General features: G+C 73.7%; 19 protein-coding genes, 1 tRNA gene and 1 riboswitch. Of the genes, 18 read left to right on the top strand and 2 right to left on the bottom strand.

The window, feature by feature from the left end:
• The 15 genes from AB0O09_RS36135 to AB0O09_RS36065 form a co-directional block, all read left to right on the top strand.
• A partial coding sequence (locus AB0O09_RS36135) for a WhiB family transcriptional regulator (RefSeq protein WP_363549404.1) occupies positions 1-222 on the top strand: 222 nt, incomplete at its 5' end.
• Positions 222-380, top strand: coding sequence for a hypothetical protein (locus tag AB0O09_RS36130; RefSeq protein ID WP_363549402.1), 159 nt, complete (start codon positions 222-224; stop codon positions 378-380). The genes AB0O09_RS36135 and AB0O09_RS36130, both read left to right, overlap by 1 nt.
• An 11-nt stretch (positions 381-391) precedes the next feature.
• Positions 392-1,213, top strand: a complete 822-nt coding sequence (locus AB0O09_RS36125) for a hypothetical protein (protein ID WP_363549400.1) — start codon at positions 392-394, stop codon at positions 1,211-1,213.
• A 159-nt stretch (positions 1,214-1,372) separates the two neighbouring features.
• The gene (locus AB0O09_RS36120) at positions 1,373-1,612 is read left to right on the top strand and encodes a hypothetical protein (RefSeq protein WP_363549397.1); all 240 of its coding nucleotides are present in this window, start codon (positions 1,373-1,375) and stop codon (positions 1,610-1,612) included.
• A gap of 18 nt (positions 1,613-1,630) precedes the next feature.
• The gene (locus tag AB0O09_RS36115; RefSeq protein ID WP_363549394.1) at positions 1,631-3,172 is read left to right on the top strand and encodes a hypothetical protein; all 1,542 of its coding nucleotides are present in this window, start codon (positions 1,631-1,633) and stop codon (positions 3,170-3,172) included.
• A gap of 88 nt (positions 3,173-3,260) precedes the next feature.
• A complete protein-coding gene (locus AB0O09_RS36110) occupies positions 3,261-5,399 on the top strand; it encodes a hypothetical protein (protein ID WP_363549392.1) in 2,139 nt (712 codons plus the stop codon).
• A 233-nt stretch (positions 5,400-5,632) separates the two neighbouring features.
• Positions 5,633-5,821 (top strand): hypothetical protein, encoded by a 189-nt coding sequence (locus tag AB0O09_RS36105; protein WP_363549390.1) that lies wholly within the window; start codon positions 5,633-5,635, stop codon positions 5,819-5,821.
• A 24-nt stretch (positions 5,822-5,845) separates the two neighbouring features.
• Complete coding sequence (locus tag AB0O09_RS36100) at positions 5,846-6,268, top strand: hypothetical protein (RefSeq protein ID WP_363549388.1); 423 nt, start codon at positions 5,846-5,848, stop codon at positions 6,266-6,268.
• A gap of 123 nt (positions 6,269-6,391) precedes the next feature.
• The gene (gene ssb / locus AB0O09_RS36095) at positions 6,392-6,871 is read left to right on the top strand and encodes a single-stranded DNA-binding protein (RefSeq protein WP_363549385.1); all 480 of its coding nucleotides are present in this window, start codon (positions 6,392-6,394) and stop codon (positions 6,869-6,871) included.
• A 115-nt stretch (positions 6,872-6,986) separates the two neighbouring features.
• Positions 6,987-7,583: a hypothetical protein gene (locus AB0O09_RS36090; RefSeq protein WP_363549382.1), complete on the top strand. Its 597-nt coding sequence runs from the start codon at positions 6,987-6,989 to the stop codon at positions 7,581-7,583.
• Positions 7,580-7,948: a hypothetical protein gene (locus tag AB0O09_RS36085; protein ID WP_363549379.1), complete on the top strand. Its 369-nt coding sequence runs from the start codon at positions 7,580-7,582 to the stop codon at positions 7,946-7,948. Before AB0O09_RS36090 ends, AB0O09_RS36085 begins: the two co-directional genes overlap by 4 nt.
• 123 nt (positions 7,949-8,071) lie before the next feature.
• Positions 8,072-8,887, top strand: coding sequence for a DNA primase (locus AB0O09_RS36080; RefSeq protein WP_363549410.1), 816 nt, complete (start codon positions 8,072-8,074; stop codon positions 8,885-8,887).
• An 80-nt stretch (positions 8,888-8,967) separates the two neighbouring features.
• Positions 8,968-10,227: a DUF3631 domain-containing protein gene (locus AB0O09_RS36075; RefSeq protein ID WP_363549377.1), complete on the top strand. Its 1,260-nt coding sequence runs from the start codon at positions 8,968-8,970 to the stop codon at positions 10,225-10,227.
• Between the two features lie 139 nt (positions 10,228-10,366).
• Complete coding sequence (locus AB0O09_RS36070) at positions 10,367-10,558, top strand: helix-turn-helix domain-containing protein (protein WP_363549375.1); 192 nt, start codon at positions 10,367-10,369, stop codon at positions 10,556-10,558.
• 62 nt (positions 10,559-10,620) lie between these two features.
• The gene (locus AB0O09_RS36065) at positions 10,621-11,988 is read left to right on the top strand and encodes a site-specific integrase (RefSeq protein WP_363549373.1); all 1,368 of its coding nucleotides are present in this window, start codon (positions 10,621-10,623) and stop codon (positions 11,986-11,988) included.
• A gap of 142 nt (positions 11,989-12,130) precedes the next feature.
• Here the strand turns inward: AB0O09_RS36065 and AB0O09_RS36060 are convergent.
• Together AB0O09_RS36060 and AB0O09_RS36055 are read right to left on the bottom strand one after the other, a co-directional pair.
• A tRNA-Ser gene (locus AB0O09_RS36060) sits at positions 12,131-12,216 on the bottom strand.
• A 75-nt stretch (positions 12,217-12,291) separates the two neighbouring features.
• Positions 12,292-13,983 (bottom strand): trypsin-like peptidase domain-containing protein, encoded by a 1,692-nt coding sequence (locus tag AB0O09_RS36055; RefSeq protein ID WP_363549370.1) that lies wholly within the window; start codon positions 13,981-13,983, stop codon positions 12,292-12,294.
• A 245-nt stretch (positions 13,984-14,228) separates the two neighbouring features.
• Positions 14,229-14,371, top strand: a riboswitch (TPP riboswitch).
• Here AB0O09_RS36055 and AB0O09_RS36050 point away from each other — a divergent pair.
• The 3 genes from AB0O09_RS36050 (at position 14,364) to AB0O09_RS36040 (ending at position 17,509) form a co-directional block, all read left to right on the top strand.
• Entirely contained in the window at positions 14,364-15,743 is a 1,380-nt protein-coding gene (locus tag AB0O09_RS36050; RefSeq protein ID WP_363549368.1) for a cytosine permease, read from the top strand. (Overlaps the previous riboswitch by 8 nt.)
• A 176-nt stretch (positions 15,744-15,919) precedes the next feature.
• Positions 15,920-16,699 carry a glycerophosphodiester phosphodiesterase gene (locus AB0O09_RS36045; RefSeq protein ID WP_363549408.1) on the top strand — a complete coding sequence of 260 codons (780 nt, stop codon included), beginning with the start codon at positions 15,920-15,922 and terminating at the stop codon, positions 16,697-16,699.
• A gap of 165 nt (positions 16,700-16,864) precedes the next feature.
• Positions 16,865-17,509: an ATP-binding protein gene (locus tag AB0O09_RS36040; protein ID WP_363549406.1), complete on the top strand. Its 645-nt coding sequence runs from the start codon at positions 16,865-16,867 to the stop codon at positions 17,507-17,509.
• Positions 17,510-17,523: the final 14 nt, after the last annotated feature.

Below are 17,523 nucleotides of genomic sequence, written 5' to 3'. Positions count from 1 at the left end.
CTGTTCTTCCCCGACCACGACACCGACCCTGACGGCGCCGCGTTCGCCGAGCTCCGCGCCAAGCACATCTGCGCCACCTGCCCGGTCCGCGCGGCCTGCCTGGACGCGGCGATCGCCCGCCGCGAGCGGCACGGCATCTTCGGCGGCCTCACCACCGCCGAGCGCGACCGCCTTGCCGCCACCCTGGCCAAGCGCGCCCAGCGCCGACGGGCGGTGGTGTGATGAACAGCAACTTCCACGCGGACGAGGCCCTGCGCCGAGTCCGCGAACGCGCCGCCCGGATCGCCGCCCGGATCGAGCGCCACGCCGCCCTGCTGGCCGCGGAGCACGACCGCGATCGCACCGCCGCGGCGGCGGTCGGGGCTGGGGGTGCGCGGTGAGGCATACCCGGATGGACTTCCTGGCCTGGCTGGCCATGGGTGCCGCCGTGGTCGTCTCCGCGCACGGCGAATGGGTGCTGGCCGTCCAGTGCGGCTTCCACCCACTGGTCGCGGCCGGCCTGCCACTCGCCCTGGACACCTACGCCATCCGCGCCCTACGCGCCGGACGGGAAGTGTTCCTGCCCGTCCTCGGGATGATCGCCACCAACGCCGCCGCCCACCTGCTCGGCGCCAAGGTGCTCCACCCCGGCTGGCAGCTCATCGTCCTGGTCTCCGCCATCGCACCCCTGGTGCTGTGGCGCGTCCACGTCCTGCACGCCGCCGACACCGCCACCAAACGGCCCGCCACGGCCCCGGACGCGTCGGTCGAGCGGCCCGCCGCGGCGCCCGTACCCGCGTCCGTACCCGCCGATCCGGGGCCCGTACCCGCCGTACCCGAGGCGTACCCGGCTCCCGTACCCACCCCCGTGGCGGGGCCGGAGCCGGAGCCCGCTGTGGTGGTGGAGCCGGTACGGGAGCTGGCGTTCCTGCCGCTCCCGACCCGTCTCGTCGCCACGCTCGCGGAGCCGAACGAGTGTCCACAGCCTGTGGACGCGCACACCCCCGGCCCCACCGAGCAGGCAGCCGACGGGGCCGATGACCTGCAAGACGAGGCCGCCGAGTGGGACGAGCTGGCACCGGCCGCGGCGGCCGAGTTCGCGAACCTGCTCGCCCACGGCGACGTGCCGTCGGTGCGCACCCTGCGCGCCGAGTACGGCATCGGCCAGACCCGCGCCCAGCGGGTACAGGCCGCCCTCCGTTCCCTCACCGCCGCCGACCGCGTCCCGGCCTGACCCGACCGCGGCCCCGACCTTCGCCCGGCCGCGGGTACGCCGCACGGCCTGCGTACCTGCCCGACCCGCGCACTGAGGGTACGGCGGGTACGCCCCGCCTGGCCCGTACCCGCCGCCGCACTCTTCGCCTCGCCTCTTCGACTCGACGGAGCATCCACCGTGCCCGAAAACACCACCGTCACCGCCATGCAGCCCGTCGCCTACTCCTGGCTGATCACCCTTCAGTTCAGGATCGGCGGCGGCTTCGGCGTCCTCACCACCGAGGGCACCATCCCGCTCGGCCCGGGTGCCAGCCGCACCCGTGCCTACCGCAACATCCGCGCCGAACTCACCCGGCAGAACCCCGACCTGGAGCAGGCCAACGTCCTGTTCTTCTCGCTGGACCCCGACCGGCTCTGACCCCTGAGGGAGACCGACGTGTCCGACACCACCACGACCGTGGTCGAGGTCGCCCCGGCGCCCCCGACCACCACACCCACCCCGCCCGCCGACAAGCCCGCCAAGAGCGCCGCGCCCGTCGCGGCTGCGGTGCCGGGGCTGCCGCTGGCCGTAGCGGCCGCGAACACCGCGGGCGGCCTTACCGCCGGAGCCCTCGCCCTCGGCGGCCCGGCCACCCTCGCCACCGCCGGTGTTGTCGCCGGGGCGGCGGCGGTCGGTGCCCTGGCCCGCCGCGCCCGCGCCAACCGGGCCCGCACCCGACAGGCCACCGTCCTCCACCACACCCCGCGGCAGGCCGCTGGGCACCGCACGGCGGCCCGGCCGGCCCCGCTCGGCTCCGTCCCGCAGGCCCGCCGCACCGGCAGTACCGCTGCCCGGACCGGGCAGCCGACGCCCGGCAGCGGGGCCACCCCGGCGCGGAGCGGGACCGTCGCCCGTGCCCATCGCGTCACCGGCACACCGGGGGTGACGTCCTCTCGGCACCGACCGGCCGCGGCCGGCGCGGGTCGGGGGTCGTCGGGTCCGGCGTTCACCCTGGCCAAGGCCGCCCGCACGGCCGCCCGCGGCGCCGGGGCAGGCGGGGCGGGGAGGTGGCCTCTTCCGTCCCCGCAGCACACGGCGAAGGCCGAGGCGAGGACGGCCCGGAACCTGGCCAGGGGCCACGCGAAGGCGATGCGCCGGGCCGGGATCGACCCCGCCACCGGCGCCGCCACCCGCCCGACCAGGCCCGGCAAGGGCTCGGCCGAGGCGCGGGCGGCGACGCCGGAGCAGGCCAAGCAGCTGCGGCGCTCCGCCTGGCGGTACCGGGCCCGGATGACCGCCGCCGGCCTGGCCACCGGCCTGGTCGGCGCCGCCTCGGTCGCGGCGTTCAACTGGCGCCACCCCGGCCGCGTCACCTCGCACATGCGCCACACCTGGCAGCGCCTCGCCAGCCGGGCCCGCGCGGCCCGGGAAGCCCGCGACGCCGCCATCCTCGGCACCGCCGCCGGCGGCCCGGACGCCTCCGCGGTGCCGGTCCCGGCGGAGAGCGTCCAGCAGCCCGGCACCACCTCGGCCACTTCGGCTCTTAAGAGCAGGACCGCCCCCGCCCTGGCCAAGGTCGGGCGGGTGGCGGCCCGGATCAACATCGGCAAGCCCACCGTCCAGGAGGCCACCGTGTCCGACCAGCAGTCCGTTCCCACGTTCTCCCTGTCGTCGGCGGCGGACGTGATGCTCCAGGCCGCGTCCACGTTCGACCCCGAGCACATGACCGAGTTCGGCGTCCTCGCCGACGACCTCCCGGTCGCATTCGCCACCCTCCAGGAGGTCCTGCGCGTCCTGGCCGAGCAGGGCCGGGAGAGCCTGCCGCTCGACCCGATCGTCTCCGAGGAGATCGCGCAGGGCTACCAGGCCATGGGCCGGGTCATCCAGGTGCTGGAGAACGTCGCCCCGGTCTTCCGGCAGGCCCACGCGGACGACCTGGAGCGCAACGAGAACCCGCGCAACGGCCTGGAGGCCGAGCGCAAGTGGAACGTCCAGTAGCCCCATCCATTCCCCGCACCACCAACACCCGGCCGGGCCGCCCACATCGTGTGGGCGGCCCGGCCGCTTCCCGCAGAGGAACCGCCCCATGACCACCCGCAAGAGCAAGAACCCGCCCCCGTTCACGATCGACTGGAAGGCCGGGCATGGCGTGCTGTCCGGCACCGTGAACGGCACGCTCGGCGCCCTGACCACCGCCTCCCTCGGTCACGCCACCGGCATGCCCGCCGGCTGGGCGCTCGCCGCGGGCGCGGCCGGGGCCCTCGGCGCCACGCTCGCCGCGACCCGCCGGCGGCTGACCGCCGCCACCACGACGTTCCGCGCCACCTGCTGGCTCACCGCCGGCGGCTGGACCTCGTGGGCGATCGCGCACGGCGGCCCGTTCACCTGGCCTCATTTCGGCAGCCTCGCGGTGGCCGGGATCGCCGCGGGCACGCTCGCCCCGGTCCTCGCCGGGCACGAGGAGGTCGAGCAGGAGGCCCGCCGGCATCTGCTGCTGATCGGCGCCCGCCGGCAGATGGCCGCCGACTGGACCGACCGCATCCGCCGGGTGTGCAACGTCGACGTCGTGGTGCTTGGCATCGAGCACTGGCCGAGCGGCGCCGGATACACCCTCGAACTGGAACTGCCCGAGGGCGGCACCACCCGGCGCGCCATCACCGACCGGGTGGAGGCGCTCGGCTCGGACCTCGACCTGCCCGAGGGCTGCGGCCTGACCACCTCTCCCGGCATCTCCCGGCGCCGGGTGCTGGTCATGGTGACCACGAAGAGCCTGGCCGGGGTGAAGATCCCGTTCCCGGTGGACGAGTTGGCCGAGGTCACCACGGTGAACAACCCGATCCCGGTCGGGCTGCTCTCGGACGGGGCCCGGGCCGAACTCGATCTGCGGCAGGCATCCACGATCGTCACCGGCCCCACCGGCTCCGGCAAGACGAATTGGCTGCACACCCTGATCGCCCTGCTGAATCAGACCAACGACACCCTGGTCTGGGTGATCGACCTCAATGCCGGATCGATCGGCCTGCCCTGGCTCAACGCCTGGCGCGATGCCCAAATCCAGCGCGCAGGTTCCCGCTGGGCAGGCGCCGACATTCCCGTGCCGGGCGTCGACTGGGTCGCCTCGACCCCGGCGGAGGCCAAGCTCATGTTGGCCGCGGCGGTGCGGATCGCCAAGCGCCGCAAGGTCGCCTACCAGGACGCCATGCGCGACGCCAACGACGACAAGCTCCCCGTCGGCCCCGCCATCCCCGAGATCGTGATCGTCATGGACGAGGGCGCCGAGGTCGCCGCCACCCGCGAAGCCCGCGCCGTCCTCGCCGGCGTGTCCGAGGTCATCCGGATCGCCCGCGCCATGGCGATTCGCGCGGTCGTCTCTGTCCTGCGGGTGACGCAGGACGTCATGCCGGACCCCCTCGTGCGGAAGATGGCCTCGAACCGGGTCGCCACGGGGGCGTTCGAGGACTCCGAGCTCGGCCACCTCTTCGGCTGGCGCGCCCTGCGGGCCGAGGACAGCTTCGACGGCCCCGGCTCGCTGCTGGTCGGCACCGAGGGCAAGCAACCGAGCAAGGGCCGCCAGTGGCGCATCACCCCCACCCAGATCGAGGACGTCTGCGCCCTCACCGCCCACCGTCGCCCGCAGCTGGACGCCCCGTCGCTGGACGCGGCCGGCCCCGACTACACCAACCGGTGGCTGCTGGAGCGCTGCGGCCACCTTTGGAGCGAGCCCACCCAGGTCCCGGCCGGTGGCCCGGCCCCGACGCCCACCGCCGGCACGGCGCCGGGCGACACCGAGCGGGGGCTGAACACCGGACCGCTGCCCGGCGGATGGAAGCACACCGCCCACTGGGATAACCCGCCCGCGGTCGACCCGGACGACCTGGAGTCGATCTGGCTGCTGCCGCCCGCGGACGAGCCGGGCAGCGGCGGCGCGAGCGCGACCGACTGGTCCGACCCGTCGACCTGGACCAGCGGCCGCGAGCAGGCCGCGGCGGAGGAGCCCGGCGCGAAGGACGCCGCCCTCGCCCTTCTCATCGACGCCGGCCCCGAGGGCACCGGGGCCACCGCGTTGGAGCGTGTGCTCAAGCCCGAGTTCGGCACCACCCGGCAGACCATCGCCGGGTGGCTCAAGGCGTGGACCGAGAACGGCGAGGCCGTCCGGATCGGCACGGGCAACAAGGCCCGCTACGTCCACCACCGGCACGCCCCGAGGACCGACACCGACGGCTGAGCGACGCCCTGTCGCCGCTGCTGTCGCCTTGCGGCGGAGGAGGGGGATTCCGGCCGCCGGAACCCCCGAAACCCCCCCTCTGACCTGCGGGCGACAGTCGCCGCGACAGTCATGACGACAGCAGGCGCGACAGCTCGGACGACAGTTCACGCGACAGCATCACGGCCCTGCCCGGACGCTCTGGGCGGGGCCGCCCGCACCCCGCACCCGACGCCCGGAAAGGGGCATTGCTCGTGATCGTCTCCGTCAGCCTGACCGTCCTGTTCGCCATCATCAGCGTCCTGCTGATCCGCGGCCGGCGCGTCTCCCTGCCCACCGCCGGCGCGCTCTGGCTATCCGGCTTCACCCTCGCCTCCACCGGCGTCGCCGGACCCGTCAACACCTTCCTGGCCGCCCTGGTCGCCCTCATCACCCACCACTGACCCGAACCGAGGGAGAGCACCGCCATGGACCACCAGCCGTATGTGCCCACGCCGGTGCTCTACACCGCCGACGGCCAACCTCTCTACACCGCACCGCCGCGGACGGCCCCGATCGCCGTCTACCGGCCCGCACCAACGGCGCACCTGACCCACCCGCAGGCCGCGGTCCCGATCGAACCCGCCTCCGTCTACCTGCCCACCCCGGCCCCGGTGCCGGGCCGGGACGTGTGGCCCGCCCGCCTGATCGCTGGCGGGATCGGCGCCGGCGCCGCCGGGGTCGGTCTCGCCTTCCTGTTTCAGGCGATCGCCGCCGCCACCACCGGGCTCGGCCTGCTCGCCGCCGTCCTCGCCCTCGTCTGGCTCCTCAAGAACACCAGAGGCAGCGGCGGGGGCGGGCGGGCTGGCGCGGTGAACCTGTCGGTCAACGTCTCCAACCACAACCGCTGACCCCGGCCTGTCCGACCGGCCGTGCCGCCCGCGCCACCGCCGCAACCAGCGGCCGGCGCGCGGGCGGTGCGGGGGACGGGCAGACCCGCTCCCGACACCACCGAGCGCCCCTGGGAGGCACCCGTGTCCGTGGGAGAGACCCCGATCACCGTCGTCGGCAACCTCACCGACGACCCCGAACTCCGCTTCACCCCCGCCGGTGTGGCGATGGCCCGCTTCACCATCGCCTCCACCCCCCGCACCTACGACAAGACCACCGGCCAGTGGAAGGACGGCACCGCGCTGTTCCTGCGCACCACTGCCTGGCGCGAGATCGCCGAACACGCCGCCGACACCCTGACCAAGGGCATGCGCGTGGTCGCCACCGGCCGCCTCGTCCAGCACAACTGGCAGACCCCCGAGGGCGAGAACCGCTCCATGCTCGGCCTCGACCTCGACGACATCGGCCCCAGCCTCAAGTTCGCCACCGCCAAGGTCACCAAGACCCAGCGCACCGGCACCACGAGCGCCGCACCGGCCGCCGACGACCCGTGGGCCGCCACCAGGACCGCCCCCACCCCGGCGGCGGTCGGCGCCACACCCACCGCGGAGCCCCCGTTCTAGGCAGCCCCCGCACAGCTCGATCAGTGCAAAAGCCCCGCAGCAGCCTGCGTTTCTTGGCAGAGAGCGGCTGCTGCGGGGCCCATCCAGTCCGTACGAGACGAACCAGGACACCAGCATGCCCGAGTTCACCACCTCAACGCTCGCCCTCACCGACGACAAGACCGACACGGCCCGGGCGTCCGACGGCTGCTCCCGCTTCGGCGTCTACCTCGCCAACAACGCCCACCTGCTCAACGACTTCGGCGACCCGCTCACCCCGGCCGAATTCGCCCGCGCCGCCTGGCGAATCGCCACCGCCCCGGTCATGGCCCCCGGCTACGTCCACATCCGCCCCGACCTCCACAACATCACCCTGGTGGCGCCGGACGAGGACACCGACGACCTGGCGCTGCGCATCGAGGTGCCGCTGCGGCACCGGGCCCTGGCCACCTGGCCCGCCCGCATGGTCGCCGACTGGCAGCCGGACCCGTGGGCCACCGGACGCGCCGGCTTCACCGCCCTCGCCCGGCCCGACCGCGCCGACCGCACCACCCTGCTCCTCACCGCCACCGTCCTCATCCCGGTCCCCGCCGACCTGCTGGTCGCCCCGACCGGCACCCAGCTGAACCCGGACATGACCCGGCAGGCCAAGCAGGTCATCGCCGCCCTCGTGGACCACGCGAACGCGCACGCCCACCTGGTCAACGACCTCACCGCAGGAGCCATCCGGTGACCCCGGGGCGGGTGCCGCCGCTGGGCGGCGCCACCAACAGCCTGTGGCTGGCCGTGCTCGCCGCCGCGGCCGGCCGCTGCCAGTGCCGCGGCGCCTGCGGCAAGTCCCACGCCAAGGACGGCGGCCGCTGCCAGCGCGAACACGGCGGCTACCAGCAGCACCACGGCGGCGGCACCGTCCGCCTCATCGTCGCCCCCGCCGACCCCGCGCACCTGCTGCAGCCCGCGCACCGGGCCGCCACCCTGCCCAAGCGCGCCCTCGCCGCCTGGTGCCCGACCTGCCACAACGGCGCCCGCACCCTCGCCCGCCGGACCCAGCGCACCACCGCGCCCGTCGCCGAGCCGGACGCCCTTTTCGACCTCTGACCAACACCCATCGCCGGTCGTCGCACCGGACGGCCGGCGGCCCTGGAAGGACCACCGGTGACCACACGAAGTGACCTGTTCGCCGACGCCCTCGCCCTGGCCCGCGCGGGCGTCCCCGTCCTGATGCTGCGGGCCGGCAAGCGGACCCTCGGCAACTGCCCCGACTGCGCGGACCTCGCGTGCGGCGGCCGGCCGAACATGAAGACACCCGGCCCATGTACCTGCCCCGCCCCCTGCCACGGCTGGGCCGCCGCCACCACCGACCCCACCGTCCTCACCGGACCGGCCTGGGCACCGGCGTGGCGCGAAGCCCGGGCGGTCGCCTACCACCCCGGCGCGGCCGGGGTGACCGTCCTCGACCTCGACTCCGCCGCCGCCATCGCCTGGGCCCGCGCCACCATGCCGCCCACCCGCACCGTTCCCACCACCCGCGGCGAGCACTGGATCTACCGCGGCGTCATGCGCTCCTCCAACCACGTGCGGCCCGACGTCGACATCAAATCGCTCATGCAGTACGCCCGCTGGCTCGGCCCCGGCACCGGCACCACGGCCCCACTCCCCGACGCCGTCCGGGCCCTGGTCGACCGGGACGAAGAGGCCACCCCGCCGCCGATCCGCGCGGGGGTGGCCTCTTCCTCACCCGGCCGCGGGTGGAGCCGATCGGTGGCCCACGGGTGCCGCCACACCGAGCGGTACGTCCGCACCGGCCTGGCCCGCGGCATCACCAAGATCCTCGACCACCAGGAGAGCGGCGCCGGCTCGCAGACCTTCGGCGTCGCCCGCTTCCTCGCCGCCCAGCACACCCACTGCCCCGGTCCCTGCGGCCTGGACGCCATCGCCCACGAGCTGATCGGCGCCGCGGTGTCGGTCGGCGTCCCGCCCGACTACGCCGCCCGCGCGGTCGCCAATGGCTTCACCACCGCCGGCATTGCCGCCTAGCAGCAGACCGGGGCGGCCGTCCTCTCGCCAGACGCCGGCCGCCCCGCACCCGAATCCCTACGGAACCAGGAGAGACCAGCATGACCGATCCCACCCCACCCGCCAACGACGCCACCGAGGACGGCGCCGCCCTGCTCGACGCCGTCGAGGCCCACCACCGGCGCTTCAACGTCTTCCCCTCCGAGGCCGCGTACGTGGCCGTGGTCCTGTGGGACGCGCACGCGCACCTGATGGACTGCTTCGAGGCCACCCCCCGCCTGGCGTTCCTCTCCCCGGAGCCGGGCAGCGGCAAGACCCGCGCCCTGGAGATCGTGGAGACCCTGGTCCCGCGGCCCCTGACCACCGTGGACATCAGCCCCTCGGCCCTGTTCCGCTCCGTCTCCGACGGCGAAGCCCGGCCGACCGTGCTGTTCGACGAGATCGACACCGTCTTCGGCCCCAAGGCCGCCGGCAACGAGGACCTGCGCGGACTCATCAACGCCGGCTACCGCCGCACCGGCGGCGTCATCCGCGCCGTCCGCGACGGCGACAGCCACGTCGTGCAGAAGTTCCCCGTCTACGCCGCCCTCGCCATGGGCGGCCTCGGCGACCTGCCCGACACCATCATGAGCCGCGCCGTCGTCATCCGGATGCGCCGCAGGGCCCCCAACGAGGCCGCCGAGCAGTTCCGCCAGCGCATCAACGAGCCCGAGGGCCACGCCCTGCGCGACCGCCTCGCCGACTGGGCCGACACCGTTCGCGAGCGCATCTCCGGCGCCTGGCCCGAGCTGCCCGACGGCATCACCGACCGGCCCGCCGACGTCTGGGAGCCCCTGCTCGCCGTCGCCGACGCCGCCGGCGGCCACTGGCCCGCCCGCGCCCGCGCAGCCTGCCTCGAACTCGTCAACGCCGCCAAGGCCAACGACAAGGGGTCCACCGGCGTGCGCCTGCTCACCGACCTGCGCGACGTCTTCAACGGCGCCGAGCGGGTCACCAGCGCCGCCATCATCGAACGCCTCACCGCCATGGACGACGCTCCCTGGGCCGACCTCGACGGCCGCCCCCTCAACACCCGATCCCTCGCCCGCATGCTCGGCGACTACGTCACCGCCGCCAACCAGCCCATCCACCCCCGCAACATCAAGATCGGAACCGCGGTCGCCAAGGGCTACTACGCCGCCGACCTCGCCGACGCCTGGCTGCGCTACTGCACGCCCATTCCCGAAACCTCCGCTACCACCGCTACCCCCGCTACCGCGCAGGTCAGGGCCCTCTTCTCGGTAGCGGAACCGGTAGCGGTAGCGGATAGCGCACCGCCCACCACCACCCCCGCCGAAGCCGACCTCACCACCGTCGGCTGACACCACCCATCCGCTACCGCTACCCCATCCGCTACCGCCGCACCCCCTTCCACCTGCGCGGTAGCGGAGTAGCGGCGGTAGCGGACCTCCAGAGAACAAGGGGCGCGAGCCCCTCCGACTCCCGAACGAGGTGCTGCACATGTCCAAGCCCGACTCGAAGCTGAAGCTCGCCGCCGTCCTCGAAGAGCTCGACATGTCCCGGTCCGCCTTCTACCGCATGGTCGCCCGCGGGCAGGGGCCGAAGCTCGTGAAGCTGCCCAACGGACACATCCGCGTCCGTCGCGCCGACCTCGACGCCTGGTGGGCCGGTCTGGAGCAGGACGCCGCCTGACTTAGTCGCCACCACCGCTCGGGCCCCAGCACACGCCGGGGCCCTCTCTCATGGAGTCGCCCTTGCTCACGTTCGAAGTTCAGATCTACGCCCTCCGCGACCTCAAGCGCGGGCGGAAGCCTCACCAGCTCCGCTGGCGGGTCGGCAAGAAGCCGCATTCCCGCACGTTCGCGACCAAGACCCTCGCCGATGGCCGGCGGGCTCAGCTGATGACGGCCGTCCAGCGGGGCGAGCAGTTCGACACGGACAGCGGGCTGCCGGTCTCTGAGCTCCGGCAGCTCAACCAGGTGACCTGGTTGACTCACGCCAAGCAGTTCGCCGAGGCGAAGTGGACCCGATCGTCGGCCAAGAGCCGGGCAACCCGGGCAGACGCCCTCGCCACCGTCACTCAAGCGCTGGTGACGGACCATCGAGGAATCCCCGACAGTCGGCTGCTGCGCCGCGCCCTCAGCTGCTGGGCGTTCAACTTCTCGGAGCACCTGCCCGAACCGCCGGAAGACGTCGCCGAGGCGCTGGCCTGGATGACCCGAAAGTCGGTGGCGCTCACCCAATTGGAGGACTCGGAGACGGTCCGCCTCGGCTTGGAGGCCCTGTCTAGGCTCCTGGATGGCAGCGTCGCGGCGGACAACACCATCAACCGGAAGCGGATGGTGTTCAACAACGCGCTTCGGTACGCGGTGGAGCGACGGCGGCTCCCCGCCAATCCACTCCAGTTCGTGGACTGGACCCCACCGGAGACGGACGACGAAATCGACTTCCGTTGGGTACCGAGCCCGGAGCAGGGCAGGGCCCTGATCGAGGCGGCCCGGAAGGTCTCGGCGCGGGGCGCCCACCTCCGGGCCTTCTACGGGTGCGTCCTCTACGCCGCTACCCGGCCGGCGGAGGCCATGGATCTCCGCTTGGCGGACTGCACCCTGCCCGAGTCCGGGTGGGGCTCCCTACTCCTCGGCGGAAGCTCACCCCGGGTGGGCTCCCGATGGACCGACGACGGTCGGTCCCACGAGGAGCGAGGGCTGAAGCGGCGGGCGCGCAAGGCCACCCGGCCGGTGCCGATTCCCCCGGACCTGGTTCGCCTGCTGAGGGAGCACGTGGCTGAGTTCGGGGTGGGACCGGACGGGCGGCTCTTCCGGGCCTCCGAGGGAGGGCGGCTGCTCACCAAGGAGTACGCCGCGGTCTGGAAGCAGGCCCGTCGGCTCGCCCTGGCTCCGGCCGAGGCGAGCACCAAGCTCGCCGACGTGCCCTACTCGCTCCGACACACCGCGGTGTCCGGGTGGCTGGCGGCCGGCGTCGACCAGACCGAGGTGGCCCGGCGGGCCGGCCACAGCGTCGCCGTTCTGCTCCGCTTCTACGCGAAGATCATTAACGGCCGAGAGGAGCAGGCCAACGCCATGATCGAGCGGTTCCTGAACGGCGAAGGACCGGCCCGATAGGCGCCAGATCCGTTCCACAGGTGTTCCACACGCCCTGATCAGGAGGGGTGTACGAGTGGGACAGTCCGGGACAGGAACGCCTCAGGGCGGGCACCGACTGACGTCGGCACCCGCCCTGATCTGGGACTACCGCCCACCTGCGCGGAGGGTGTGGGATTTGAACCCACGGTGACCAGAGGCCACGACAGTTTTCAAGACTGTTCCCTTAGGCCGCTCGGGCAACCCTCCTGGCGGAGGTCAGCCTAACGGGTCGGAGCGGGTTCGGTGCACTCCGTTTCCGGGGTCGGGTGACCCCGGGCGGGGTCAGTTGTCGCCCTTGCGCTCGCCGAGGACGACGGTGGTCTTGGCGGCCTTGCCGTCGCGGGTGTACTCGACCTCGACCTTCTCGCCCGGCTTGTGCGTCCAGATCTCGGAGACCAGGGTCGGGCCGCTGTCGATCGGGATGCCGCCGAGCTTGGTGATGACGTCGCCGGGCTTGAGGCCCGCCTGGTCGGCGGGGCCGCCCGGGGTGACGGCCGGGGTGCCCTGGACGGCGTTGGTCTGGATCTGGGCGCCGTCGCCCTTGTAGTCGTCGTTGCGGAGCACACCGAGGATCGCGTAGACCGGCTGGCCGTCCTTGATCAGTGTCTCGGCGACCCACTTGGCCTGGTTGATCGGGATCGCGAAGCCGAGGCCGATGGAGCCGGCCCGGCCGTTGCCGCTGGTGTTGGACTGGATCGCCGAGTTGATGCCGATCACCGCGCCGGAGGCGTTGAGCAGCGGGCCGCCGGAGTTGCCCGGGTTGATCGAGGCGTCGGTCTGCAGGGCGTTCATGTAGGACGCCTGCGCACCCGTCTCGTCGCCGGAGGCGACCGGGCGGTCCTTGGCGCTGATGATGCCGGTGGTGACGGTGCCCTCGAGGCCGTACGGGGCGCCGATGGCAATGGTGGCGTCGCCGACCGCGACCTTGTCGGAGTCGCCGAGCGGCAGCGGGACGAGCTTGTCCTTCGGCGGGTTGTCGAGCTTGATCACCGCGACGTCGTAGCCCTGGGCGCGGCCGACCACCGAGGCGGTGTAGGACGAGCCGTCGGAGAACTTCACGGTGAGCTTGCCGCCCGAGGCCGCCGGGGCGACCACGTGGTTGTTGGTGAGGATGTGGCCCTCGGTGTCGAAGACGAAGCCGGTGCCGGTGCCGGACTCCTGCGAGCCCTGCGCCTTGATGGTGACGGTGCTGGGCAGCGCCTTGGCGGCGATGCCGGCGACCGAGTCCGGGGCGCGGTCGGTGACCTTGCGGCTGTCGCTGACGCTGACGGTCGTGCTCGTCCGGCTGGTGCCGCCCGAGCTGTCGTCGCCGCTGACCGCGGCGCCGATGGCACCGCCGGCCACGCCGGCGACAAGGGCGACCGCGGCGATCAGGGCGACGAGGCCGCCGCGCTTGCGGCGCGGGGCCGGGCCGCCGACCGGCGGGTACGGGTACCCGGGGCCGCCGGGCTCGCCCGGGTTGCCGGTGCCTCCGGGGCCGCCGGCCGGGTGGCCCCAGCCGCCGACGGGGTGGCCGGCGCCGAACGGGTGGTGCGCCTCGCCGGGCGGCGTGGGACCGGCCGGCGGCGGGGCCGCCGGGGTGCCGTACGGGTCGGTGGCCGCGGCGGGCGGCGCGTACGGGTTGGCCGGCTGCGGCTGCGGCTGGCCCGGGGCGGCAGCCGCCGCGGGCGGCGGGACGTCGGCGTACGGGGAGCCCGCGGGGACGGCCGGCGGCGGCGCGTCCAGGTACGACGGCGCGGCCTGGGCCGGAGCGACCGGAGCCGCGGGCACGACCGGCGGCGGGGCGTCGATGTACGAGGTCGCGGCCGGGGCCGGCTCGCTCAGCTTGGAGAGAGCGAGCGTGGGCGCGGACTCGACGACCGGCGGCGGCGGGGCCGCCGCGGTGTCAGGAGCCGGACCCACCGTACGGGGCTCGCCGGAGGGCAGCTGCTCCTCCTGCGGCCCGGTGGACCCACTCGCGTGCTCGTTGCTCACGGACGACCTCCATAGCTGACAGATCCTTGGCCCATAGTGTTTCGCATGGCTGATTCGGTTGCCGTAAGGAGCCTTCTGAAGAACGGCTAAGAATCCTTAGCCGTCCCTGACAGGATGCGTCCGACCTGTGGCGGAACGCGAAAGGCGGGGTGCGGCACGCGACCGGCGGCCCGCCGTCCCGCGATGCGGAACCGAAACCTCCGGCCCTTGGCGTGCGCGGCCGGGTTCGTTAGCCTGTCGTCCTCATCTGAACACGCGGGAGCTTGGACCTTCCAGGCTGAGAGTGCGCCGATCGACCGGCCGGGCGGAGTCCGGGCCGGACGAGGGGGCGCTGACCGCCTGAACCTGTCCGGGTAATGCCGGCGTAGGGAGTACCGGCCATGACGGCTGTTTCGCCTGCCCCTGTTCCCGGTGTCGAGGCCGGCCGGCGCGTCGAGGCGCCGCTCGTGCTGGACACCGCCCCGCCGCGGACGCTCGACTTCCGCGCCCAGTTCGCCCTCTGGGCCAACCTCGGGGTCAGCCTGATCGGCTTCCAGAGCGCCGCCACCGTGCTCGGCACGGCCGGCCACGAGCTGTCCTTCGCGGCGGCGGTCACCGCGATCGTCACCGGCACGGTGATCGGCACCGCGATGCTGGGCGTCGCCGCGCTGATCGGCGCCCGCACCGGCGCCCCCGCGATGGCGGTGCTGCGCGGCCTGTTCGGCACCCGGCTGTCGTACCTGCCGACGGTGCTGAACATCCTGCAGTGCATCGGCTGGGGCGTCTTCGAGCTGATCGTGATCGCGGGCGGCGCCCAGACGGTGGCGGGCACCCAGGGCTGGCGCTGGCTGTTCGTGCTGCTGGCCGGCGTGCTGACCACGGCGCTCACCATCTGGCCGCTCGGCTCGATCGCGGTGCTGCGCAAGTACGTGGCCGTCGCCGTCGGCGTGGCGATGGTCTACTTCACCGTCCAGCTGGGCCGGCAGGGCTTCCCCGACCCGGGCGCGGGCAACTGGGACGGCTTCCTTCCGGCGACCGACGCGATCATCGCGGTGTCGATCTCCTTCGTGCCGCTGGCCGCGGACTACACCCGGCACGCGCGCACGCCCGGTTCGGCGTACTGGGGCACCTTCGCCGGCTACTCGCTGGCGCAGGTCTGGTGCTACGTGCTCGGCCTGATCGCGCTGCTGCAGTCCGGCGGCGACACCTCGAAGATCTTCTCCTCGTTCACCGGCGTCGCGGCCGGCTGGGCCTTCCTGCTGGTGCTGGTGCTCCGCGAGACCGACCAGTCCTTCGCGAACGTGTACTCGACGGCGATGTCGGTGCACAACCTGCTGCCGAAGGTGGACCGGCGGCTGCTCACCGGCGGCATCGGCGCCCTGGTGACGCTGCTGGCGCTGCGGGTCGAGGAGGGCGAGTTCAACGACACCTACGCGAGCTTCCTCTACCTGATCGGCGCGGTCTTCGTGCCGCTGCTGGCGGTGCTGGCGGTGGACTACTTCTTCGGGGCCGGCCGGAACGGCTGGGACACCGGCCAGGACGCCCCGGCCCGCTGGCTGATGCTGCTGCCGTGGGCGCTGGGCTTCGCCACGTACCAGTTCCTGGCGCCGACCGCGGTGGCCGGCTGGTGGACGGACTTCTGGCAGGGGCTGCAGTCGGCGGTGGGCTTCACCCCGCAGCCGTGGACCTCGGCCTCGCTGTTCGGCTTCCTGGTGCCGGCGCTGGCGACCTGGGCGCTGACCCCGCTGACCTCGCGCCGCCCGGCCCGCGCCGACGGCTGAGCCTGCGGCGGGCACCCGGCCGGGTGCCCGCCGGCCTCCGTCCGGTGCCGCCGACCGCCGGACGGAGGTGTTCACCACCGGTTTCCCGTGCCGAATCCGATCGGACATCCACGCACTCGTAGGGTGTTGATGTGGACACTCAGAAGATCCGCCGCACCGCTCCGGCGGTCTCCGGCATCCCGGCGCCCGACCGCACGGCCGTCCGGGTCGTCGCGCACCGCGGCTCCTCCGCGGCCCTGCCCGAGCACACCCTGGAGGCGTACGCCCGGGCGATCGAGGAGGGGGCGGACGGGCTGGAGTGCGACGTCCGGCTGACCGCCGACGGCCGGCTGGTGTGCGTGCACGACCGCACCGTGCGGCGCACCTCGGACGGCCGGGGCGCGGTGTCCGCGATGACGCTGGCTCAGCTCTCGGAGCTCGACTTCGGCTCCTGGCACTCGCCGGACACCCCGCGGCCGAGCTCGATCCTGACCCTGGCCGGCCTGCTGGAACTGGTCGCCGAGGCGGGACGCCGGGTGGAGCTGGCCATCGAGACCAAGCACCCGACCCGGTACGCGGGCCGGACGGAGGCCGAGCTGGTGCGGCTGCTGGACCACTACGGACTGCTGCCGCGCACCCCGGAGGAGTCCACCGTCCGGGTCATGAGCTTCTCCGAGCTGTCGCTGCACCGGGTGCGCCGGGCGGTGCCCGCGATGCCGACGGTGTACCTGCTGGAGCGCCGGCTGCCGGTGCTCGGCCGGACGCGGTCGCTGCCCGGCGGCGCCGCCGTCGCCGGGCCCGGTATCGAGCTGGTGCGGCGGGACCCGGGCCTGGTGACGGCGCTGCGCCGGGCCGGGCACCGGGTGCACGTCTGGACGGTCGACGAGCCCGAGGACGTCGAGCTCTGCCTGGAGCTGGGTGTGGAGGCGCTGATCACCAACCGGCCGCGCGAGGTGCTGGCGCAGCTCGGCCGCTGAGCGCACCACCCGGGCGGAGCGGTGTGCGAACGGCGCACTGCGGGGCGCGGACTTCTGACAGGAGCTCAGAGAACGCTCAATTCCTCGGACTTTCACAACAGACCGTAAGCGGTTTATCGGTGGTTGAATACGGTGGGTCGCGGGCCTCGGGAATGTCTCTGCGCGATCGCCGAACGGTCGTTTCCGACGCATTCCCAGGGGGCATCCATCCCTCGGCAGACGCTGAAGGAGGTCCCGGGGGTGGCGTTGATGGTGGCGCGTGCTGTGCCCGAAAAGACAGGGCCGACTTCGTCGACCATGGCGGTGCCGCACGGTCCGGCCGGCGTCGGAGCGGCTCGCCGGAGGATGCGCCGGGAGCTCGGTGAACGGGCGGTACCGGAGCAGGTCGTCGACGACGCGGTGCTGATCCTCTCCGAACTGCTCAGCAATTCCTGTCGTTACGCGCGGCCGCTCGGAAAGTTCTCGGAACTGGCCGGGCGGACGACCGCCGACATGGTGGACGCGGTCCTCGTGCGGGCGGTGACGGCCTCCCGGCACGGCGGCGCGGAGACGACGGAGGAAAACGATCCGGGCGGGATCCTGGTCCGCTGGTGGACGCACGCGGACGGCATCGTCGTGGAGGTAACCGACGGCGGTGCGCCGACCAGGCCGCGGCCGGCCAGCCCGTCGCTGACGGCGCGCGGCGGACGCGGGCTGAGCATCGTCGGCAAGCTGGCCGACGCCTGGGGCATCCGCGACGCGCCGGGCGAGGTGACGGTCTGGGCCGCCCTGCCGCTGCGGCCGGAGCGGCGCGACGATCCGGCCGCGTAGGAGCTGTCTTCAAA

It is taken from the genome of Kitasatospora sp. NPDC093679, from assembly GCF_040683455.1.
Classification (GTDB): Bacteria; Actinomycetota; Actinomycetes; order Streptomycetales; family Streptomycetaceae; genus Kitasatospora; species Kitasatospora arboriphila.
This window is presented reverse-complemented; position numbering and strand designations above follow the sequence as displayed.